We start from the raw sequence: 16,252 nt of genomic DNA, 5'->3' as shown, positions 1-16,252 counted from the left end.
CGAATCCGACGCAACTCTTGCCAAGTTATGTCAGAAATTGATCCAATCTGCCCACTTTGCGACCGTCCGATACCAGATGGGCACGGCAGCCTGCACCATCTGATCCCAAAACTCAAAGGGGGCAAGGGCGGGCCCACCGTTTTACTGCACGTGATCTGCCACAAAGAAATCCACGCAACCCTGACCGAGGGCCAGTTGGCGCGGGAATTCAATACAGTAGAGGCTTTGCGCGCTCATCCAAGGTTGGAAAAATTCTTGACTTGGGTTCGCAAGCGCCCGCCCAGTTTTCGCTCGAAAGTGCCGGGGCGCAGGCGTGCGCGATAGTTATTCGGGCCAAACTTGATCCCCAAACGCGTCCCGTACCGGGGACGAAAGCCCGCTGACCTCAAGCCCGCGATAGTCCGGGGAAGGCGCGAACGTTCCACCGGCAACATGCTGAAACTCCAGCGTGGTATACGGCCTTTTCCACAGCCATTCCCTGTTTTCGACAGCCCATAAATCCGCATTTGGGGGCGTTTCATCCGTGAACGCATAGAAATGCAGGTCAAACCCGTATTGGGCAACATCCTGCATAGACAACAAGCGCATCCCCTGCACGCGGCAAAATGCATCCTCGGCAGCGATATCGCCCGTGCGCAGCGTGATCTGACCAAGACGCGCTTCTGTAAAGGGGTGTGACGAAGTGGCCGCATTTTCAGGCCGATTACCTTCAAAATCCCACTGCAAGAGTTCGATCACGAAGCCCTCGGGGTCTTTGAGATGGCACATGTAACCGATATCCAGAAATTGCTTCGGCTCCGAAACCTCCACCCCCTTTTCACGCAGGAGGGTCGCCGCCAGATCCACATCCGGCAGGGTTATTCCGATCTTCCAATATCGTTGCCCCTGATCGTGGCTGTATTTGCCGCCACCTGGCATCATGACCACGTCGGCGTCAGGGCCGCCGTAGCCGACACGTTGGCACACCCCTTGGCCTTGGACAGTCATGCCAAGAATGTCCCGATAAAATGCCGACAATCGTTCCGGATCAGACACGCGCAACCGAAGGGCGGATAACCTCATTCGCACAGCCTTGCGATACCCTGCGCGATTCTGGGATCGGCCTGCACACTGTCGGAAACCAGTTCATGCGCCGTTTGCATCAGCAGGTCAGGTTCTACAACGCTATCCACCAGACCAAAGGAATACGCCTCATCCGCAGTTATCTTTTGTCCCGCCATCAAAATCATCTTGGTGCGTGCCGGGCCGATCAATGCTGCCATACGCTTTGGGTCCGAAGGTTGTGGCAGAAAACCAAGCTTCATCACCGGGTAAAAGAACTGGGCCGATGGCACCGCAATGCGCAGATCGCAAGCCAGAACCATACCATTGGCACCACCGGCCAAAGTGCCGTTCAGCGCAGCGACCGTCAGGCATGGCAAGGCGGCGATGGCACCTGACAAACGCTCCCACAGGTCCGAGGTCGCAAGGCCCGCGCGGGCTTCGTCCAGATCGGCACCGGCGCTGAAAACCTTTCCTGCACCGGTCAGGATCAGGGCGCGAGCCTCAGTCGCATTTTCTGCGATTTCACACAGTTCGGCTAGCATCGCCCCGGTCAATGCATTGGCCTTGCCCGGGTTGTTCAGAGTGACGGTCCACAACCCGTCAGTCTTGGTCAGTTGGATCACGTCAGCCCCACCCTTTGCCGAATGTCTTCGCGCCTAAGCGAAATTTCAGTGCCCAGAAACTCATCCGCATCCTCGGAACACATCCAAAGCAACGCACGGGCAGGCCAATCAGCCGGGATATGATCGCTCCAATCAAGTTGGCTTACCGCGTTGATGCCGCTGGCCTTGATGACGCGCTGCATATCGGTGGCGACGGTTCCGGGCGACAACCCCATCGCGCGGATGCCGTGAATAGCTTCTTCAAGATGCAAGCACTCAGTCAGCATCTTCGCCCCCGCTTTCGAGGCGCAATAATGGCTCCACGCCTCGATAGGGTTTGATGCCGCGCCTGAGGATACGGTCAGCACAGTGCCGCCACCGGCCGCACGCATCACGGGCAGTGCCGCGCGCATTCCGTAAAAGACCCCCTTCAGGTTGATGTCGATCGCACTGCTCCACGCCGCGACATCGGCGCTGGACATGTGAAAGATCGGGTCAATAACACCTGCATTCCCGATTAAAACGTCCAATCCACCAAACCTGTCCACGCAATCGGCAACGGCTTGTTCCACCTGAGCAAAATCGCTCACGTCGCATTGCAGTGCCAGTGCGTTTTCGGCCAGGGTTGCAATTTGTTCGCGGCTGCGCGCGACCAGAGCGACGTTTGCCCCGGCTGCGGCAAAAACACGCCCAGCCTCGGCCCCGATGCCGCGGCTTGCCCCTGTGATCAGTACGGTTTTTCCTTGCATATGAACCCTGTACCTCCGTTGTTTTTAAATTGTGTGAACCTCTACCGTGCGAAGGGGGAAAGGGTCCACCCCTTGCCCCTTGACGCCCGCCGCCACAGACACGACGATGCGCGCAAGATTTATCAAGAAGGGTTCTGTAATGTCCGTTTTTCTTCGCCGTAGCTGCGGCGCAGTATTTGCCTATGCCATTGTGACTCAGGGCGCGCTGGCCGATTTGACCGCGCAGGATGTCTGGAACGACTGGCAGTCCTATCTTACCCAGATGGGATATACCGTGTCCCGCGAACAATCCGTAGACGGAAACGTGACGAGCGTCAGCGACATGAGCATCGCAATGGCTCTGCCAGAGGAAGACGCCACATTCCAGATGCTGGTTCCGCAGATGACCCTTACCGAAAACGGGGACGGGACTGTCAGCATCGGTTTCCCCGAAAGCTTCCCCATGACCGTTTCAGGCGAGGGTGAGGGCGAGACTTTCTCGGCCAATATTCTCTACACCCATAACAGTCTTGAATTGGTTGTATCCGGGGCGCCCGAAGATATGACCTATGACTATTCCGCAGCCTCGCTTGGCATCAAGCTGGATGGTGTAGAGGTCAACGGTGAAGAAATGCCCGGCGATATCCTTGGCGCCAATATGGAAATGAACGACCTGACCGGCAGTTCGCGGATGAAGGTTGGCGAAAACCGCAGTGTTGATCAGACGTTCAAGGCCGCTGGACTGACCTATGGTCTGGTATTCGAAGATCCCGAAAGCGACGAAACCGCAAAGATCGACGGCAACCTCAGCCAGCTTGATTTTGAAGGCACCAGCGTGATCCCGTCCGATTTTGACACGTCGGACCCGCAAGCCTTTTACGAAGCCGGGTTCGAGTTTTCGGGCCTGTTCACATACGGCTCTGGCACGACCGTGATGGCGGGCACCAGCGATGGCGAGGCGTTCTCGATGGGCAGCGAGTCCGAGGGCGGCCGCTTTGCCGCCAGCTTTGACGCACAGCGGCTGGCCTATGACGTAGAGCAAAACAGCGCAAAACTGGCTGTGACAACCGCCGATCTTCCTTTCCCGATCGAAATAGCAATGGCCAATGCCGGGCTGAAGTTCGAGTTTCCCATTCAGCAGTCCGAAGAAATCCAGCCCTTTGGATTTGCCATCAACATGACCGATTTCACCATGTCCGACGTCCTGTGGAGCATGTTTGATCCGGCGGGCGCACTTCCGCGCGATCCGGCCACAATTTCGATTGATACTTCGGGCACAGCCAAGGTCCTGACCAACTTCTTCGATCCCGAAGCCGTAGAATCGCTGGAATTTGCCGAAGACGCGCCGGGCGAACTGCACTCTCTCAAGATCAACGAATTGCTGATCTCGCTTGTCGGGGCAAAGTTGACGGGTACCGGTGACTTTACCTTCGACAACAGCAACACCGAGGAACTAGGCGGATTGCCTAACCCGACAGGGGCTGCAAACCTGACGCTGACTGGCGCGAATACACTGATCGACAAACTGATCGGCATGGGCCTGATTTCGGACAGCGACGCACTGGGCGCGAGGATGATGATGGGTTTGATGGCTGTTCCCGGCGAAGAACCCGATACGCTGAACTCGAAAATCGAGTTTACCGAAGACGGGCATATCGTGGCCAACGGTCAACGCCTCAAGTAACCATTTGCGAGAGAAGGCCAACCGGCCTTCTCTCGACGCTGCTGCCAGGCTGTCAGATCAGATTGACGGACGAAGGCACAGGCCCGATCCGGCAAGCTGATTTCCATAGTTTCAGGCAATGTGCCGTGATCAGCGACCCTTGGAGCTGCGTCGAAAACCTCACCAGGGTCCAATTTGCACCATAGTTTGAATTCCGGATTCGCCCTTGCCCGGCTTCAGGTCTTGCGAGCGGCGCGGTGCAACGCTAGGTCCAATATATACAGACCGGAGACCTCATGACCCGAACACCTGAAGACATCAGCCAAGTCCTGTTGGAAACGGCCATAAAAGCCGGAGCCGAAGCAGCAGATACCATCGTGCTTGACGGATCATCGGTCTCGGTCGAGGTCCGTGGCGGGGCGCTGGAACATGCGGAACGGTCGGAAGGTACCGATTTGGGGCTGCGCGTTTTTCTCGGGAAACGCCAAGCTATTGTTTCCAGCTCGGACAGCCGCCCGGAAACCCTGAAGGCTATGGCCGAACGCGCTGTTGCCATGGCGCGTGAAGCACCCGAAGACCCCTATACAGGCCTTGCCCAATCTGACCAGCTTGCAACGGATTGGGACATTGAGGCACTGGAACTCTTTGACCCTACAGCTGAACCTTCTGCCGAAGATCTGATGCAGGACGCGCTGGCGGCCGAGGCAGCGGCGCTTTCCGTTCAGGGCGTTACTCAAGTTTCTGACGCGGCCGCCTCATACGGGACGCATCGCGTCCATCTGGCCGCCACGAACGGGTTTTCCGGCGGCTATGTGCGCAGCAGCCGATCCACATCCTGCGTTGCGATCTCGGGTGAAGGCACCGGGATGGAGCGTGATTACGACGGCGACAGCCGCACGTTCCAGTCAGACCTGCGCAGCCCGGCTGATATCGGCCAAAGTGCCGGAGAACGCGCCGTGCAACAGGTCGGCGCCCGCCAACCCGCAACAGGGACGTATCCGGTTCTGTTTGATGAGCGCATTTCGTCATCGCTGATTGGTCATCTTCTGGGGGCCAGCAACGGCGCGGCCATCGCGCGTGGCGCATCCTGGCTGTCCGATCGTCTGGGTGAACAGGTTCTGCCTGACCACCTGTCGCTGATCGAAGACCCGCACCGCCCGCGTATTTCGGGTTCGCGCCCCTTCGATGCCGAAGGTCTGCCCACCCGACGCAGGGCCATCGTTGAAGGCGGCACCCTGACCGGCTGGACCCTTGACCTGTCCAGTGCGCGCAAGCTTGATATGGCATCAACCGGGAACGCCGCGCGGGGCGTGTCCGGCCCACCATCGCCCAGCAACTGGAACCTGAGCCTGACACAAGGGGATCAAAGCCGAGCGGAATTGCTGCGCGACATGGGCACAGGGTTGCTTGTAACTTCAATGATCGGATCGACGATCAACCCGAACACGGGCGACTATTCGCGCGGTGCATCCGGTTTCTGGGTCGAAAACGGCGAGATTGCCTATCCGGTCAACGAATGCACCATCGCAGGCAACTTACGCGATATGCTCGAACGGATCATTCCGGCAAACGACGCGCGGACATACCTGTCCCGTGTGGTTCCGTCCTTGCTGATCGAAGGAATGACACTTGCCGGCAACTGACCTGCCTCTGCTGATTGATGCCGCACTGGAGGCCGGAAAGATCGCCACGCGCTACACGGGCAGTTCTGCGCGGCGCTGGGACAAACCGGATGGCGCAGGACCGGTCACCGAGGCTGATCTGGCCGTCAACGCGATGCTTGAACGGGATCTTCCTGCCGCCCGGCCCGGTTACGGTTGGCTCAGCGAAGAGACCGAGGATTCGCAGGACCGGTTGAGCAAATCCCGCGTGTTCATCATCGACCCGATTGATGGCACACGCAGTTTTGCCGAAGGGTCGCGCACATGGGCGCATTCTCTGGCCATTGCCGAAGATGGCGAGGTGACGGCGGCGGTGATCTACCTGCCGCGTCGCGATTTGCTGTATGCGGCCGCCAAGGGACAAGGCGCGACGCTGAACAGCGCGCCGATCCGGGTATCTGGCGTCACTGATTTGAAGTCCGCCGAAATACTGGCTGCAAAACCCAATCTGGACGCACGCCATTGGCTGCACGGTCACCCGCCCGAGTTCCTTCGCAATTATCGACCTTCGCTGGCCTATCGTCTGGCGCTTGTGGCTCAGGGCCGGTTCGACGGAATGCTGACGCTTCGCCCCAGTTGGGAATGGGATATCGCCGCCGGGGACCTGATCATTCGTGAGGCGGGTGGGGTATGCTCGGACCGTGCTGGACAGCCGTTGCGGTTCAACAACCCCCATCCCCGACTGACCGGAGTTATTGCGGCTGGCACTGCCGTTCACGATCTGCTTTTCGAACAGCTTGACCCGCGGGGCTCGGGGATTATCCCATGAGCAAGCCGCGCTCACTCAGCCTTGCAGCGTATCGCATCCTGTCCTGGGGCGTGCCCAACGCGACAGACGATCCCTATATTCCCAGACCTGATGGTGAGGTGATCTGGATCCACGTCGGAGCACAGGACCGGCAACGCGCGGCCGTCGACTTTTGCCAGCGGTTGCGGCAATCCCGCCCTACACTTTCGATCATCATGTCTGCACCGCCCGAGGCGGATCTTTCCAGATGGGATGCCTGCCCGCATCCGTTGGTTAATCTGCCTGCGGAACAAACCGGTGCGGCCCGCGCTTTTCTGGACCATTGGCGCCCGGATATCGGGCTTTGGATCGGCGGCGGGCTTATGCCCAACCTGATCACCCGCGCATCCGAGCGGGATATTCCCCTGATCCTGATCGAGGCTAAAGTCGACATCAAAGTCGCACGCGGTGGGCGCTGGCTGCCGGACATTACCCGATATACGTTTGACTGTTTCCACACGATCCTTGCGACCACGCCGGACGTCGTGCGCCATATTCGCCGGTTGGGTGTCTCCTCGTCCAAGGCCGAGGTCTCTCCGCCCCTGCATGTCAGCCCCAACCCACGCCCCTGGCCGGAAGACGAGTTGATCGAGATGACGCATGCCTTTTCGGGCCGACCGGTCTGGCTGGCGGCATGGGTTCAGGACAAAGAGTTCATCTCGGTCCTCAGCGCGCATCGTCAGGCCATGCGGATGCTGCCCCGACTGGCGCTTATCCTTCACGTCGCCGACATTTCCGAAGCCGGTCCGTTGCACAGACGCCTGGAATCCATGGACCTGCGCTGTATTAACTGGGACGATGGCGGAACCATCGAAGACAACACTCAGGTCATCCTGTCGGCAGAGCCTGAAGATCTGGGTCTTTGGCAACGTGTCTCACCTGTGACCTTCATGGCCAGTTCTCTGGAACGCGGCGCGGGCGGACAGGAACCGCTGATCGCGACCGCGCTTGGCTCTGCGGTCATTCACGGCCCATTTGTGCATCGCCATCAGCAACTGTACGATCAATTGGACCGGGCAAATGCGGCACGAACCGTAAAATCCGCGACTGAGCTTGGTGATGCCGTTGTCTCTCTTCTGGCCCCGGATTGCGCAGCGGACATGGCCTTGGCCGGATGGCAGATCGTGACCGAGGGCGCACCCCAGGCAGATCACCTGATCGACATCGTGCAGGATTGTCTGGATCAGCGGAGTTGAGTTGATGCGAGCACCTGACTTCTGGAACACCACTCCCGACAGATTGACCCTGCAAGCGCGGGTTCTGTCACCGCTGGGGCGTATTTACGCAGCCGCCACCGCGCGCCGGGTAGCCTCGGGGCCGGGTCTGAACCCCGGTGTGCCCGTCATTTGCGTCGGTAACCTGAACGCGGGTGGAACGGGCAAAACCCCAACCGTGATCTGGATCATCGAACAATTGCGCGACGCATGGCACACAACGCATGTGGTTACTCGTGGACATGGGGGGTCGCTGGAAGGCCCTGTTCGGGTTGATCCCGCCAAACATTCCGCCGCCGAAGTTGGTGACGAACCGCTGCTCCTTGCAGCATTTGCAGATGTTTGGGTCGCCAAGGACCGCGCGGCAGGTGCGCGCGCTGCCGCAGCCGAAGGCGCCACGGTCATCGTCCTTGATGACGGGTTTCAAAACCCGTCTGTTGCCAAAGATTTCTCGATCATCGTTGTGGACGCGGAGCGGGGTTTTGGAAACGGCCAGTGTCTTCCTGCTGGCCCCCTTCGGGAACCCGTCGACATTGGCCTGAAACGCGCCGATCTTGTGCTTTCGTTGGGACAGCAAAACGCGCAGAACCAGTTCGCGGATACTTGGGGAAACGCCCTGACCGTACCCCATGCGACCGGCGCGGTTGCCCCTTTGCAAACAGGAATGGACTGGGCCGATACGCCTGTGCTGGCCTTTGCTGGTATTGGCCATCCCGAGAAATTCTTTGCAACCCTTCGCCAGCAGGGTGCCACCCTTTTGCGTGCCGAAGCGTTGGATGATCACCAGCCCTTGACGCCAGCACTAATGACGCGGCTCGAGACTGAGGCGCGCGCGCTTGGGGCGCAGATGGTTACGACAGAGAAGGATGCCGTGCGCCTGCCTGTCGCGTTTCGCAGCAAAGTCATAACCCTGCCGGTGCGCCTGAACGTGAACGAGGGCGACAAAGTCAAGCAATTGCTTCTGCAAGCCGCCCCTTCACCTTGATCTGTGGCCGGTCCAAAGACCGGCCATCCCAAGACTTAGCTTCCCAGCTCGTCTTCGATCAGCTTTTTGAAGTCATCGTAAGACTGGTTGTCGACCTTCTTGCCATTCACAAGGAACGACGGGGTTGCCTGGATGCCATCGCGTTCGGCATTTTCCTGATACCAGGCCACCAGCGTCTGCGCGCGTGTTCCGTCCTGAAGGCAGGCTTCCAACTGGTCATTGTCTATACCGGCCAGACGACCGATCTTGCGCAGCTCATCCACGATTTCAGCCGGGCCGCCAGCGCGGGTCCATTCGGGCTGGCCATCATAAATCAGATCGGAAATAGCAAAGAACTTCTCGGGCCCGCCGCAGCGCGCCACCATTGAAGCCCAAAGGCCGTAGCGGTCAAAATACACTTCGCGATAGATGAACTTGACCTTACCGGTGTCGATAAAGTCTTTCTTCAGTTGCTTGTACGGCCCAGCATGAAAATTTGCACAATGCGGGCAGGTATAGGATGCGTATTCTATGATCTCTACCGGGGCATCCTCGGCGCCCAGTGTCATTTCCACGATGGTCGATGTGTCCAGATCAGCCTCTTGCGCTTCGGCGCTGCTGATCAGCGGATAGGCAGAGTTTGAATTGGACAGCGACAGCCAATAGCCGCCAGCGGCTATGGCGACAGCCGCGCAGATTCCGGTTGCAATACGGCTCATGTCATGGCCCTTTCTCAGCGTTTTTGTTTGGTTAATACGTTACGGCCCAGACGTTCAAGGGCTGCGCGCAGATCACCGTCGTGAACATCCCGCGCGGCGCGGTCCGCCTCGGCCGCAATCTCTGGTTCGATCTTGGGTTTTGGCGCTTTCGGCTTGTGGTCGAAACTGGCCTGCCCCTCGGCAAATCCGGTCGGAGCTGTCTGCGTGATACGTACCCGACTGATCGCGTTATAGCCGTAGACAGCGTTCACTTTACCGCGCAATTGTTCCTTTTGCATTTCCAGCATCGGAGCCTGCGGCCCGGTGGTCAGCACAGTCAGCGTGGCCCCCATCCCGCCTTTTCCATAGCCAACCTTCACAGGTCGCGCGATCGCGGCCATGTCCTGACCCACAATTTCGGCCCAATGAGTCAAAAGGCGTGTTACGGCGAACCCCCGGCTTTCACCGGCGTGCCTGATCTGGTCGTTCAGCAATGTCGCGGTGCGTTTGAACCCGCGGGTCGAAGAACGTCTGCGCTGCATCTGGTTTCCAACTCCTGCGCCGCTATTGTAAAGGGCAGGACACTGGGCGCCAGCGAAACCCGACACGGAGATACATAAAACTTGCGTGACTCTGCCGATTTGAACGTAAGCAAGGAATTGCTGGCCTGGTATGACCGCCATGCGCGGGAAATGCCGTGGCGGGTCGGGCCTGCGGACAGGGCTGCGGGGGTGCAGCCCGATCCCTATCGCGTCTGGCTGTCCGAAGTGATGTTGCAGCAAACCACGGTTGCTGCCGTGCGGGACTATTTCCTGCGCTTCACGACCCGCTGGCCATCCGTTCAGGCTCTGGCATCAGCGCCCGACGATCAAGTCATGGCAGAGTGGGCCGGGCTGGGCTATTACGCCCGCGCCCGCAATCTGTTGAAATGCGCGCGCGTGGTGACAGATGATTACGGTGGAACGTTCCCCGACACCTATGACGCCCTGCTGAAACTGCCCGGTATCGGCCCATATACGGCTGCCGCAATCTCGGCGATTGCGTTTGACCGGCCCGAAACTGTGCTCGACGGGAATGTCGAACGCGTCATGTCCCGCCTTTACGATATTCACGATCCCCTGCCGGGTTCAAAACCGGTATTGAAGGAACATGCCACCGTGTTGACGCCCGACAGCAGACCCGGCGACTATGCGCAGGCGGTGATGGATCTGGGGGCAACAATCTGCACGCCAAAGTCCCCGGCTTGCGGCATCTGCCCTTTGCGCGACCCCTGCCAGGCGCGCAGCGCCGGAACTCAGGCTGACCTGCCTCGGAAAATCCCCAAGAAACCGAAACCAACGCGATTCGGGCATATCTATATTGCTCAGGCCGAAAATGGCGACATGCTGATGGAACGGCGTCCGGACAAAGGCCTGTTAGGTGGCATGTTGGGCTGGCCGGGCTCGGACTGGTCCGACGCGCCCGAGAATTCCCCTCCGTTTCCAGCAGAATGGCAGCGGCTTTCGGGTGAGGTGCGCCACACGTTCACCCATTTCCACCTGATCCTGCAAATTTGGACCACCCAGCTTCCCCGAGGTTTGCGTCCCGAAGACCTGATTGTCGTGGAAAAACATAGGTTTCAACCCAGCGATCTGCCGACCGTCATGCGCAAAGCGCATGACCTTTGGCGCGCACGGTAACCCATTGTGCGGAATACCAGACTAGGACTAATCTTGGCGCAATCGTTCGGAGCCACTCGATGATCGCAGCAGAAACCCTCAGTCGCTGGCAATCTGCCCTCCCGTTCTGGGTATCTTTCCTGCTGATCCCGCTGATTTGGATCACCGCATTTGCGGGCGGATGGTGGGTCTTGCTGGTGCCGCTGTCGACCTGGTGGGCCTTTGCACTATTGGACCGGCTGACGGGGCTTGAGCTGGGGAACGCAGATCCCGACACCTCTGACGCAACCTTGCGATGGTATATCCTGTTGACCAAAGCGTGGGTTCCGGCGCAGTTTCTGACTCTCTATGGCCTGATCTGGTACGCATCGCATACGGATCACCTGTCATCACTGTCGAAAATCGGCCTGTTTTTTGGAATGGGTGTTCTTTCAGGCACGATCGGCATCAACTACAGCCACGAATTGATGCACCAAAAGGGCCGATTGGAACGCTGGCTGAGCGACATCCTTTTGGCGATGGTCCTGTATTCTCATTTCCGGTCCGAACACCTGCTGGTCCATCACCGTTATGTCGGCACCCCGCGGGACCCCGTAACCGCGCGCTATAACGAGGGGTTTCACCGGTTCTACCCCCGCGTTTTGTGGCAATGCCTGATGTCGGCGTTTCGCGCCGAAAAGGACAAGCTGGCGCGCAAGAACCGCCCCTGGACCGACCTCGCCAACCCCTTCTGGCGGTATTGGGCATTACAGGGTGGGATGCTGTTGCTGGCATTTCTGATTGGTGGCTGGTCGGGCTTGGCCCTATTCCTGCTTCAGGCAGGCGTCGCTATCTGGCAGCTTGAGCTGGTCAACTATGTCGAACACTATGGCTTGACGCGCAAACACCTGGGTGATGGAAAATACGAACACGTTCTACCGCGCCATTCTTGGAACGCATCGCAAAAGGCGTCCAACTGGCTGCTGATCAACCTGCAAAGGCACTCGGATCACCATTACAAACCCAACCGCCGGTTTCCGCTGTTGCAACATCACTCGGAAGACACCGCGCCGCAACTTCCATTTGGCTATCCGGTGATGACGGTCGCCGCGATGGTCCCACCACTTTGGCGCCGGGTCATGAACCCGCGTGTTCGGGCCTGGCGACGGCAATATTATCCAGAAATCACCGATTGGGCGCCCTACAACGCGTCGCGAAATCCTTTGCCAAGGGCCTGACCGCAGCGCGCATCAGCGCGCTGCCCGGCCCAACGAATTTGTTCGCACCTTTAATGTACATGAAATCGGCGGGAGACCGCCCCTATAGCACCCAGACGTCCATCCGCTCCTCGACACCGCGTACTGTCTGGTTTTCGTACTTGGCAAAACCTTCCATCACTTCCGGTAGGTTTTGGCCTTCTTGTTGCAATTGCACGTTTATTGCATCACTCAGAACGGCACGCGCGCCGAAATCGCGGGTCAATGCTTCCAGCTTGGCCGCAACGTTGACCGCATCGCCAATGACGGCGAACTCCAGCCTGTTTGCCCCGATGTCACCCAGTACGACCGAACCATAGTGGACACCAATGCCCACTTGAATTTCGGGCTCACCCTGACGTTTTCGTTCGACGTTCCAACGGTCGACTACACGCACCATGTCGCGGGCGCAGGCCACAGCGTTCGTGGCATCCAGCGGGGTTGGGACCGGAGTTCCAAACGTGGCCATCAACCCGTCGCCCAGATACTTGTCCAATGTCCCATGATGCCGAAAGACCTCGGTCTCCATGCGGGCGTGAAAACCGCGTAGAACCTCGATCACCTCATAAGGGTCGCGCCCGGCGGCGTATTTGGTAAATCCGACAATATCAATGAACAGAACCGCAATATTTTCCTTACGCACCTGTTTGAGGGGTTCGTCATTCTGGCTTAACTGATCGACGACATTTGGCGAGAAATACCGGGACAGGTTTGCACGCTCACGCTCCAGCCCGGCATTGGTCAACAGCAGTTGATTGAGACGCCGCATCGAGATGCCAAGCGTTACAGCAACCATCATAAACACGATCACCTGCTGAACCCGCTGCGACGGCATAAAGCTGTTGGGGTCAAGCAGTTCAGCCACATCCGGGTAACCTGACAAAGCCTGCGCGACACGTTCACTAATGCCCGGTATCGGGGTCGAGACCCACCACGCAATCAGCCAGCCCGCTGTCCACATCAACGCAGTCCACGAACCGATTGCAACAACCGTGCGCCATGAATAGGCCAGCGTACCTGCGGCCAAAATAATGAAGAAATACTGAAAGTTGTCGAACCGGTACTGCATGGCCAATGGCCGCACGTCATCGCTGAACGGGTTGGGCACGATCATGCCCAAGGTCATGATCACTAGGTCCACGAAGATCAGCAGAAGTTCGGTGCGCGATTGCCCAACCTGACCAGCCCTGCGGATCAACCAGCCGTTTGCGCAAATCAATAGCAGAATGAAATGATACCACATCACTTCCCAATGCGGGTTCAGGAAGATCAACAATATTCCCGTCAGACCCATGGCGATCCAACGCGCCCTGACCGCCAGCTCCAGCCCTTCGCGCTTGTGCCGTTCTAACGCGGCTTCGGTATATTTGTTATCCAGATCGTACTGATCCGGGCGCGTCACAAAAAATCGACTGAACCGAGTTTCGTTTGCTGCGGTGTCCGACATGACTGAAGCTCCTTCGGTGCATTGCACATCCTAGAAGTCTCACATCGAAAGGGGAATGCGAAAAACAAAAGACCCCGCCGAGATCGGCGGGGCAAGGCTTAGTGCCTTGTGTCAGGCCACAGGCACCGGCGGTGTTCGTGAAATCAGTTATGCATCTCTGATCGGATCTGCTGACGCAGCACGTCGATCGGTACGGTCTTTCCGTCGCGCTTGAAGCACCAATAGGTCCAGCCGTTGCAGGACGGCGCGTTTTCCAGATGCGCCCCAACCTGATGGATCGAGCCTTTGACGTTGTCGCCCACCAACGTGCCATCGGCGCGGACCTTGGCCTTGTGGCGCTGGTTCATAGAGTACAATTCCTCACCCGGGCGTAGCATCCCGCGCTCGACCAACTGGCCGAACGGTACGCGCGGCTCGGCGCGTTTGCTGGTGCTGACCTCCAACGCCTCGCGGTCAAATTTACGGACCTTGGCGATGCGTTTCTCGGCCACCTTGCGATAGCTTTCCTCGCGTTCGATGCCGATAAACTCACGGCCCAACATCTTGGCGACGGCACCCGTTGTCCCCGTGCCGAAGAACGGATCCAGCACCACATCACCGGGATTGGTCGAGCCAATCAGTACCCGATGCAACAGCGATTCCGGCTTTTGCGTCGGATGTGCCTTGTCGCCGTTTTCATCTTTCAGACGTTCATGCCCTGTGCAGATCGGCAGCACCCAGTCGCTGCGCATCTGCACACCTTCGTTCAGGGCCTTCAGCGCCTCATAATTGAACGTGTATTTCGCGCCCTCGCGCTTGGACGCCCAGATCATCGTCTCATGCGCGTTGGTGAACCGCTTGCCACGGAAATTCGGCATCGGGTTCGACTTGCGCCACACCACGTCGTTCAAAATCCAGTATCCCGCGTCCTGCAGGGCCGAGCCCACACGGAAGATGTTGTGATACGAGCCGATCACCCAGATTGCGCCGTTAGGCTTTAGCAGCCGATGCGCTGCCTTCAGCCAATCGCGTGTGAATTGGTCATAGACCGCAAAGCTGGAAAACTGATCCCAGTGGTCATCAACCGCATCCACCTGACTGTTATCAGGCCGGTGTAACTGACCTTTCAACTGCAAATTATAGGGTGGGTCCGCAAAGATCAGGTCAACCGATGCCTCGGGCAGACTGTTCATCACGTCGATGCAGTCACCGGATAGAATCGTGTTTAAAGGGAGCGCTTTTGCGCCCTTTTTGGTGGTTGTCGTCATTATACTGCCTCAAGTATCCACGGCGCTTTTGCGCTCATTTGGTTGATACAAGGATGAGTCAAAGACGATTCGCCGTCAATTTCTTTTTTGAATCAGCGACTTACGATTTACTCTTGATACAAGATATTGTGTACAGGTTTAAACGAACGTCTATGGTGTGGGGTCACACCAAGATTTTGCAGCGCCTCCCTGTGTTGTTTTGACGGGTAACCGGCGTTTGTCTCCCATCCATAGCCGGGATGCTGTTGCGCCAAATCCACCATCACCTGATCGCGCCAGTTTTTTGCAATGATAGATGCGGCTGCAATCGACACCGAGTGCGCATCGCCTTTAACCACGGCCTGAGAAGGGATCGTCAGCCCGTGCGGAATCAGGTTTCCATCAATCAAAAGATAGTCTGGCGGCGGGTCCAGCGCGGCCACAGCCCGTTCCATCGCAAGATGCGAGGCACGCAAGATGTTGTGTTCGTCGATCTCAGCAACACTTGCTTCGGCTATTGCGAACTCAGCCCGCGCGCGTATTTCGGCATCCAGACCGGCACGGCGCTTGGCAGTCAGCTTCTTTGAATCGTTCAGCCCCTCGGGGATGTCATCGGCGTTCAGGATCACCGCCGCAGCAACCACCGGGCCTGCCAACGGACCACGGCCAACCTCATCCACACCCGCGATCCGTTTATAGCCCTGCGCAATGGCGGCTTTTTCCAATTCATAATCAGGTTTCGTCATGCCTTGGAAAGACCGTGTTTCAAGACCGATCGCAAGCAAAAAGGAGGGGGCAGACTGCGCTGCCCCCTTCCCCGCGGCGCTTCTGTGACGCCGCTCCTGCTCGAACGCGATTACTGGTAAACCACGCGGTATCCTTTTTGGCGTAGGCAGGTAGGCTCATAAGCGCGCTTGACTTTTTTGCCGTTCCAGAAACCGACCTTGCACTCTGGCGGCAGGCTTTTGACATGCTTGTAATGCTTCTTCAGACACCCAGGCCCCAGCAGCGGACGCTTTGCCGAATATCTATCGAATGTGCGCAGGCATTTTTGTGGCAAGTCGTATTTGGCAACACGGCCCGGTAGCGGACGCACAGGATAATAAGAGGGGTCGGGCTTGGCCTTGTAGACAGGTGCCCGGTTTCGGCTGGCGCGCTCTTTGTCTTTCTCTTTGTTGTAGTAGTGGACACCAGCGCCGATCAGCGCGATGGCGGCCAACCCTCCGAGTATATCCCTGGCATCTGCGGCCCGCGCCTGAGACACAGAAACGCCGGTGATGGCAATTGCCGTGGCCACGATCAGAGCAATGAATTTCCGGTGCATG

17 protein-coding genes are annotated in these 16,252 nt (G+C 58.2%); 8 read left to right on the top strand and 9 right to left on the bottom strand.

All coding sequences use genetic code 11. The features are described 5' to 3' along the window. Positions 1–27: 27 nt before the first annotated feature. Entirely contained in the window at positions 28–324 is a 297-nt protein-coding gene (locus tag GOV88_RS20475) for an HNH endonuclease (protein ID WP_254428817.1), read from the top strand. On the opposite strand, the gene GOV88_RS08810 is transcribed toward GOV88_RS20475, so the two are convergent. The 3 genes from GOV88_RS08810 to GOV88_RS08800 are packed head-to-tail and all read right to left on the bottom strand — an operon-like array spanning position 325 to position 2,395. Then, entirely contained in the window at positions 325–1,062 is a 738-nt protein-coding gene (locus GOV88_RS08810; protein ID WP_171240177.1) for a VOC family protein, read from the bottom strand. After that, a complete protein-coding gene (locus GOV88_RS08805) occupies positions 1,059–1,667 on the bottom strand; it encodes an enoyl-CoA hydratase/isomerase family protein (RefSeq protein WP_171240176.1) in 609 nt (202 codons plus the stop codon). The genes GOV88_RS08810 and GOV88_RS08805 overlap by 4 nt, the downstream gene beginning before the upstream one ends. Then, positions 1,664–2,395 carry an SDR family oxidoreductase gene (locus GOV88_RS08800; protein ID WP_171240175.1) on the bottom strand — a complete coding sequence of 244 codons (732 nt, stop codon included), beginning with the start codon at positions 2,393–2,395 and terminating at the stop codon, positions 1,664–1,666. The genes GOV88_RS08805 and GOV88_RS08800 overlap by 4 nt, the downstream gene beginning before the upstream one ends. Positions 2,396–2,534: 139 nt before the next feature. On the opposite strand from GOV88_RS08800, the gene GOV88_RS08795 reads away from it, so the two are divergent. The 5 genes from GOV88_RS08795 to lpxK all read left to right on the top strand — a co-directional run bounded on the left by GOV88_RS08795 (position 2,535) and on the right by lpxK (position 8,684). Further along, positions 2,535–4,058: a DUF2125 domain-containing protein gene (locus GOV88_RS08795; protein WP_171240174.1), complete on the top strand. Its 1,524-nt coding sequence runs from the start codon at positions 2,535–2,537 to the stop codon at positions 4,056–4,058. A gap of 275 nt (positions 4,059–4,333) precedes the next feature. Further along, positions 4,334–5,680, top strand: coding sequence for a TldD/PmbA family protein (locus GOV88_RS08790; protein WP_171240173.1), 1,347 nt, complete (start codon positions 4,334–4,336; stop codon positions 5,678–5,680). Further along, complete coding sequence (locus GOV88_RS08785) at positions 5,667–6,467, top strand: 3'(2'),5'-bisphosphate nucleotidase CysQ (RefSeq protein ID WP_171240172.1); 801 nt, start codon at positions 5,667–5,669, stop codon at positions 6,465–6,467. The genes GOV88_RS08790 and GOV88_RS08785 overlap by 14 nt, the downstream gene beginning before the upstream one ends. Next, positions 6,464–7,681, top strand: a complete 1,218-nt coding sequence (locus GOV88_RS08780; RefSeq protein ID WP_171240171.1) for a 3-deoxy-D-manno-octulosonic acid transferase — start codon at positions 6,464–6,466, stop codon at positions 7,679–7,681. The genes GOV88_RS08785 and GOV88_RS08780 overlap by 4 nt, the downstream gene beginning before the upstream one ends. 4 nt (positions 7,682–7,685) lie before the next feature. Continuing rightward, positions 7,686–8,684 (top strand): tetraacyldisaccharide 4'-kinase, encoded by a 999-nt coding sequence (gene lpxK / locus GOV88_RS08775; protein ID WP_171240170.1) that lies wholly within the window; start codon positions 7,686–7,688, stop codon positions 8,682–8,684. 35 nt (positions 8,685–8,719) lie between these two features. Here lpxK and GOV88_RS08770 read toward each other — a convergent pair whose 3' ends face one another. Both GOV88_RS08770 and GOV88_RS08765 read right to left on the bottom strand, forming a co-directional pair. Next, positions 8,720–9,382: a DsbA family protein gene (locus GOV88_RS08770; protein WP_171124488.1), complete on the bottom strand. Its 663-nt coding sequence runs from the start codon at positions 9,380–9,382 to the stop codon at positions 8,720–8,722. 14 nt (positions 9,383–9,396) lie between these two features. Then, complete coding sequence (locus tag GOV88_RS08765) at positions 9,397–9,903, bottom strand: DUF721 domain-containing protein (protein WP_171124490.1); 507 nt, start codon at positions 9,901–9,903, stop codon at positions 9,397–9,399. 81 nt (positions 9,904–9,984) lie between these two features. Between GOV88_RS08765 and mutY the strand changes: the two genes are divergently transcribed. After that, a complete protein-coding gene (gene mutY / locus GOV88_RS08760) occupies positions 9,985–11,040 on the top strand; it encodes an A/G-specific adenine glycosylase (RefSeq protein WP_171124492.1) in 1,056 nt (351 codons plus the stop codon). 59 nt (positions 11,041–11,099) lie between these two features. After that, positions 11,100–12,236, top strand: a complete 1,137-nt coding sequence (locus GOV88_RS08755; RefSeq protein WP_171124494.1) for an alkane 1-monooxygenase — start codon at positions 11,100–11,102, stop codon at positions 12,234–12,236. 82 nt (positions 12,237–12,318) lie between these two features. Here the strand turns inward: GOV88_RS08755 and GOV88_RS08750 are convergent, their stop codons facing one another. The 4 genes from GOV88_RS08750 to GOV88_RS08735 all read right to left on the bottom strand — a co-directional run bounded on the left by GOV88_RS08750 (position 12,319) and on the right by GOV88_RS08735 (position 16,251). Further along, positions 12,319–13,701 carry an adenylate/guanylate cyclase domain-containing protein gene (locus tag GOV88_RS08750; protein ID WP_171240169.1) on the bottom strand — a complete coding sequence of 461 codons (1,383 nt, stop codon included), beginning with the start codon at positions 13,699–13,701 and terminating at the stop codon, positions 12,319–12,321. A gap of 143 nt (positions 13,702–13,844) precedes the next feature. Then, positions 13,845–14,948 (bottom strand): site-specific DNA-methyltransferase, encoded by a 1,104-nt coding sequence (locus GOV88_RS08745; protein ID WP_171124496.1) that lies wholly within the window; start codon positions 14,946–14,948, stop codon positions 13,845–13,847. A 107-nt stretch (positions 14,949–15,055) separates the two neighbouring features. Continuing rightward, entirely contained in the window at positions 15,056–15,673 is a 618-nt protein-coding gene (locus tag GOV88_RS08740; RefSeq protein ID WP_171240168.1) for a ribonuclease HII, read from the bottom strand. A gap of 110 nt (positions 15,674–15,783) precedes the next feature. Then, a complete protein-coding gene (locus tag GOV88_RS08735) occupies positions 15,784–16,251 on the bottom strand; it encodes a hypothetical protein (protein ID WP_171126379.1) in 468 nt (155 codons plus the stop codon). Position 16,252: the final 1 nt, after the last annotated feature.

Origin of the sequence: Ruegeria sp. HKCCA5491 (genome assembly GCF_013034565.1) — a bacterium.
Lineage (GTDB): Bacteria > Pseudomonadota > Alphaproteobacteria > Rhodobacterales > Rhodobacteraceae > Ruegeria.
Note: the sequence above shows the minus strand (reverse complement) of the source record. Positions and strands in the feature narration are given on the sequence as shown.

Bases quoted from the DNA above. Each gene is read 5' to 3' on its own strand.
- lpxK (WP_171240170.1), top strand. From the start codon at position 7,686: ATGCGAGCACCTGACTTCTGGAACACCACTCCCGACAGATTGACCCTG.
- GOV88_RS08745 (WP_171124496.1), bottom strand. From the start codon at position 14,948: ATGACGACAACCACCAAAAAGGGCGCAAAAGCGCTCCCTTTAAACACG.
- GOV88_RS08735 (WP_171126379.1), bottom strand. From the start codon at position 16,251: ATGCACCGGAAATTCATTGCTCTGATCGTGGCCACGGCAATTGCCATC.
- GOV88_RS08795 (WP_171240174.1), top strand. From the start codon at position 2,535: ATGTCCGTTTTTCTTCGCCGTAGCTGCGGCGCAGTATTTGCCTATGCC.
- GOV88_RS08810 (WP_171240177.1), bottom strand. From the start codon at position 1,062: ATGAGGTTATCCGCCCTTCGGTTGCGCGTGTCTGATCCGGAACGATTG.
- GOV88_RS08755 (WP_171124494.1), top strand. From the start codon at position 11,100: ATGATCGCAGCAGAAACCCTCAGTCGCTGGCAATCTGCCCTCCCGTTC.
- GOV88_RS08770 (WP_171124488.1), bottom strand. From the start codon at position 9,382: ATGAGCCGTATTGCAACCGGAATCTGCGCGGCTGTCGCCATAGCCGCT.
- GOV88_RS08790 (WP_171240173.1), top strand. From the start codon at position 4,334: ATGACCCGAACACCTGAAGACATCAGCCAAGTCCTGTTGGAAACGGCC.
- GOV88_RS08750 (WP_171240169.1), bottom strand. From the start codon at position 13,701: ATGTCGGACACCGCAGCAAACGAAACTCGGTTCAGTCGATTTTTTGTG.
- GOV88_RS08800 (WP_171240175.1), bottom strand. From the start codon at position 2,395: ATGCAAGGAAAAACCGTACTGATCACAGGGGCAAGCCGCGGCATCGGG.
- GOV88_RS08740 (WP_171240168.1), bottom strand. From the start codon at position 15,673: ATGACGAAACCTGATTATGAATTGGAAAAAGCCGCCATTGCGCAGGGC.
- GOV88_RS20475 (WP_254428817.1), top strand. From the start codon at position 28: ATGTCAGAAATTGATCCAATCTGCCCACTTTGCGACCGTCCGATACCA.
- GOV88_RS08765 (WP_171124490.1), bottom strand. From the start codon at position 9,903: ATGCAGCGCAGACGTTCTTCGACCCGCGGGTTCAAACGCACCGCGACA.
- GOV88_RS08780 (WP_171240171.1), top strand. From the start codon at position 6,464: ATGAGCAAGCCGCGCTCACTCAGCCTTGCAGCGTATCGCATCCTGTCC.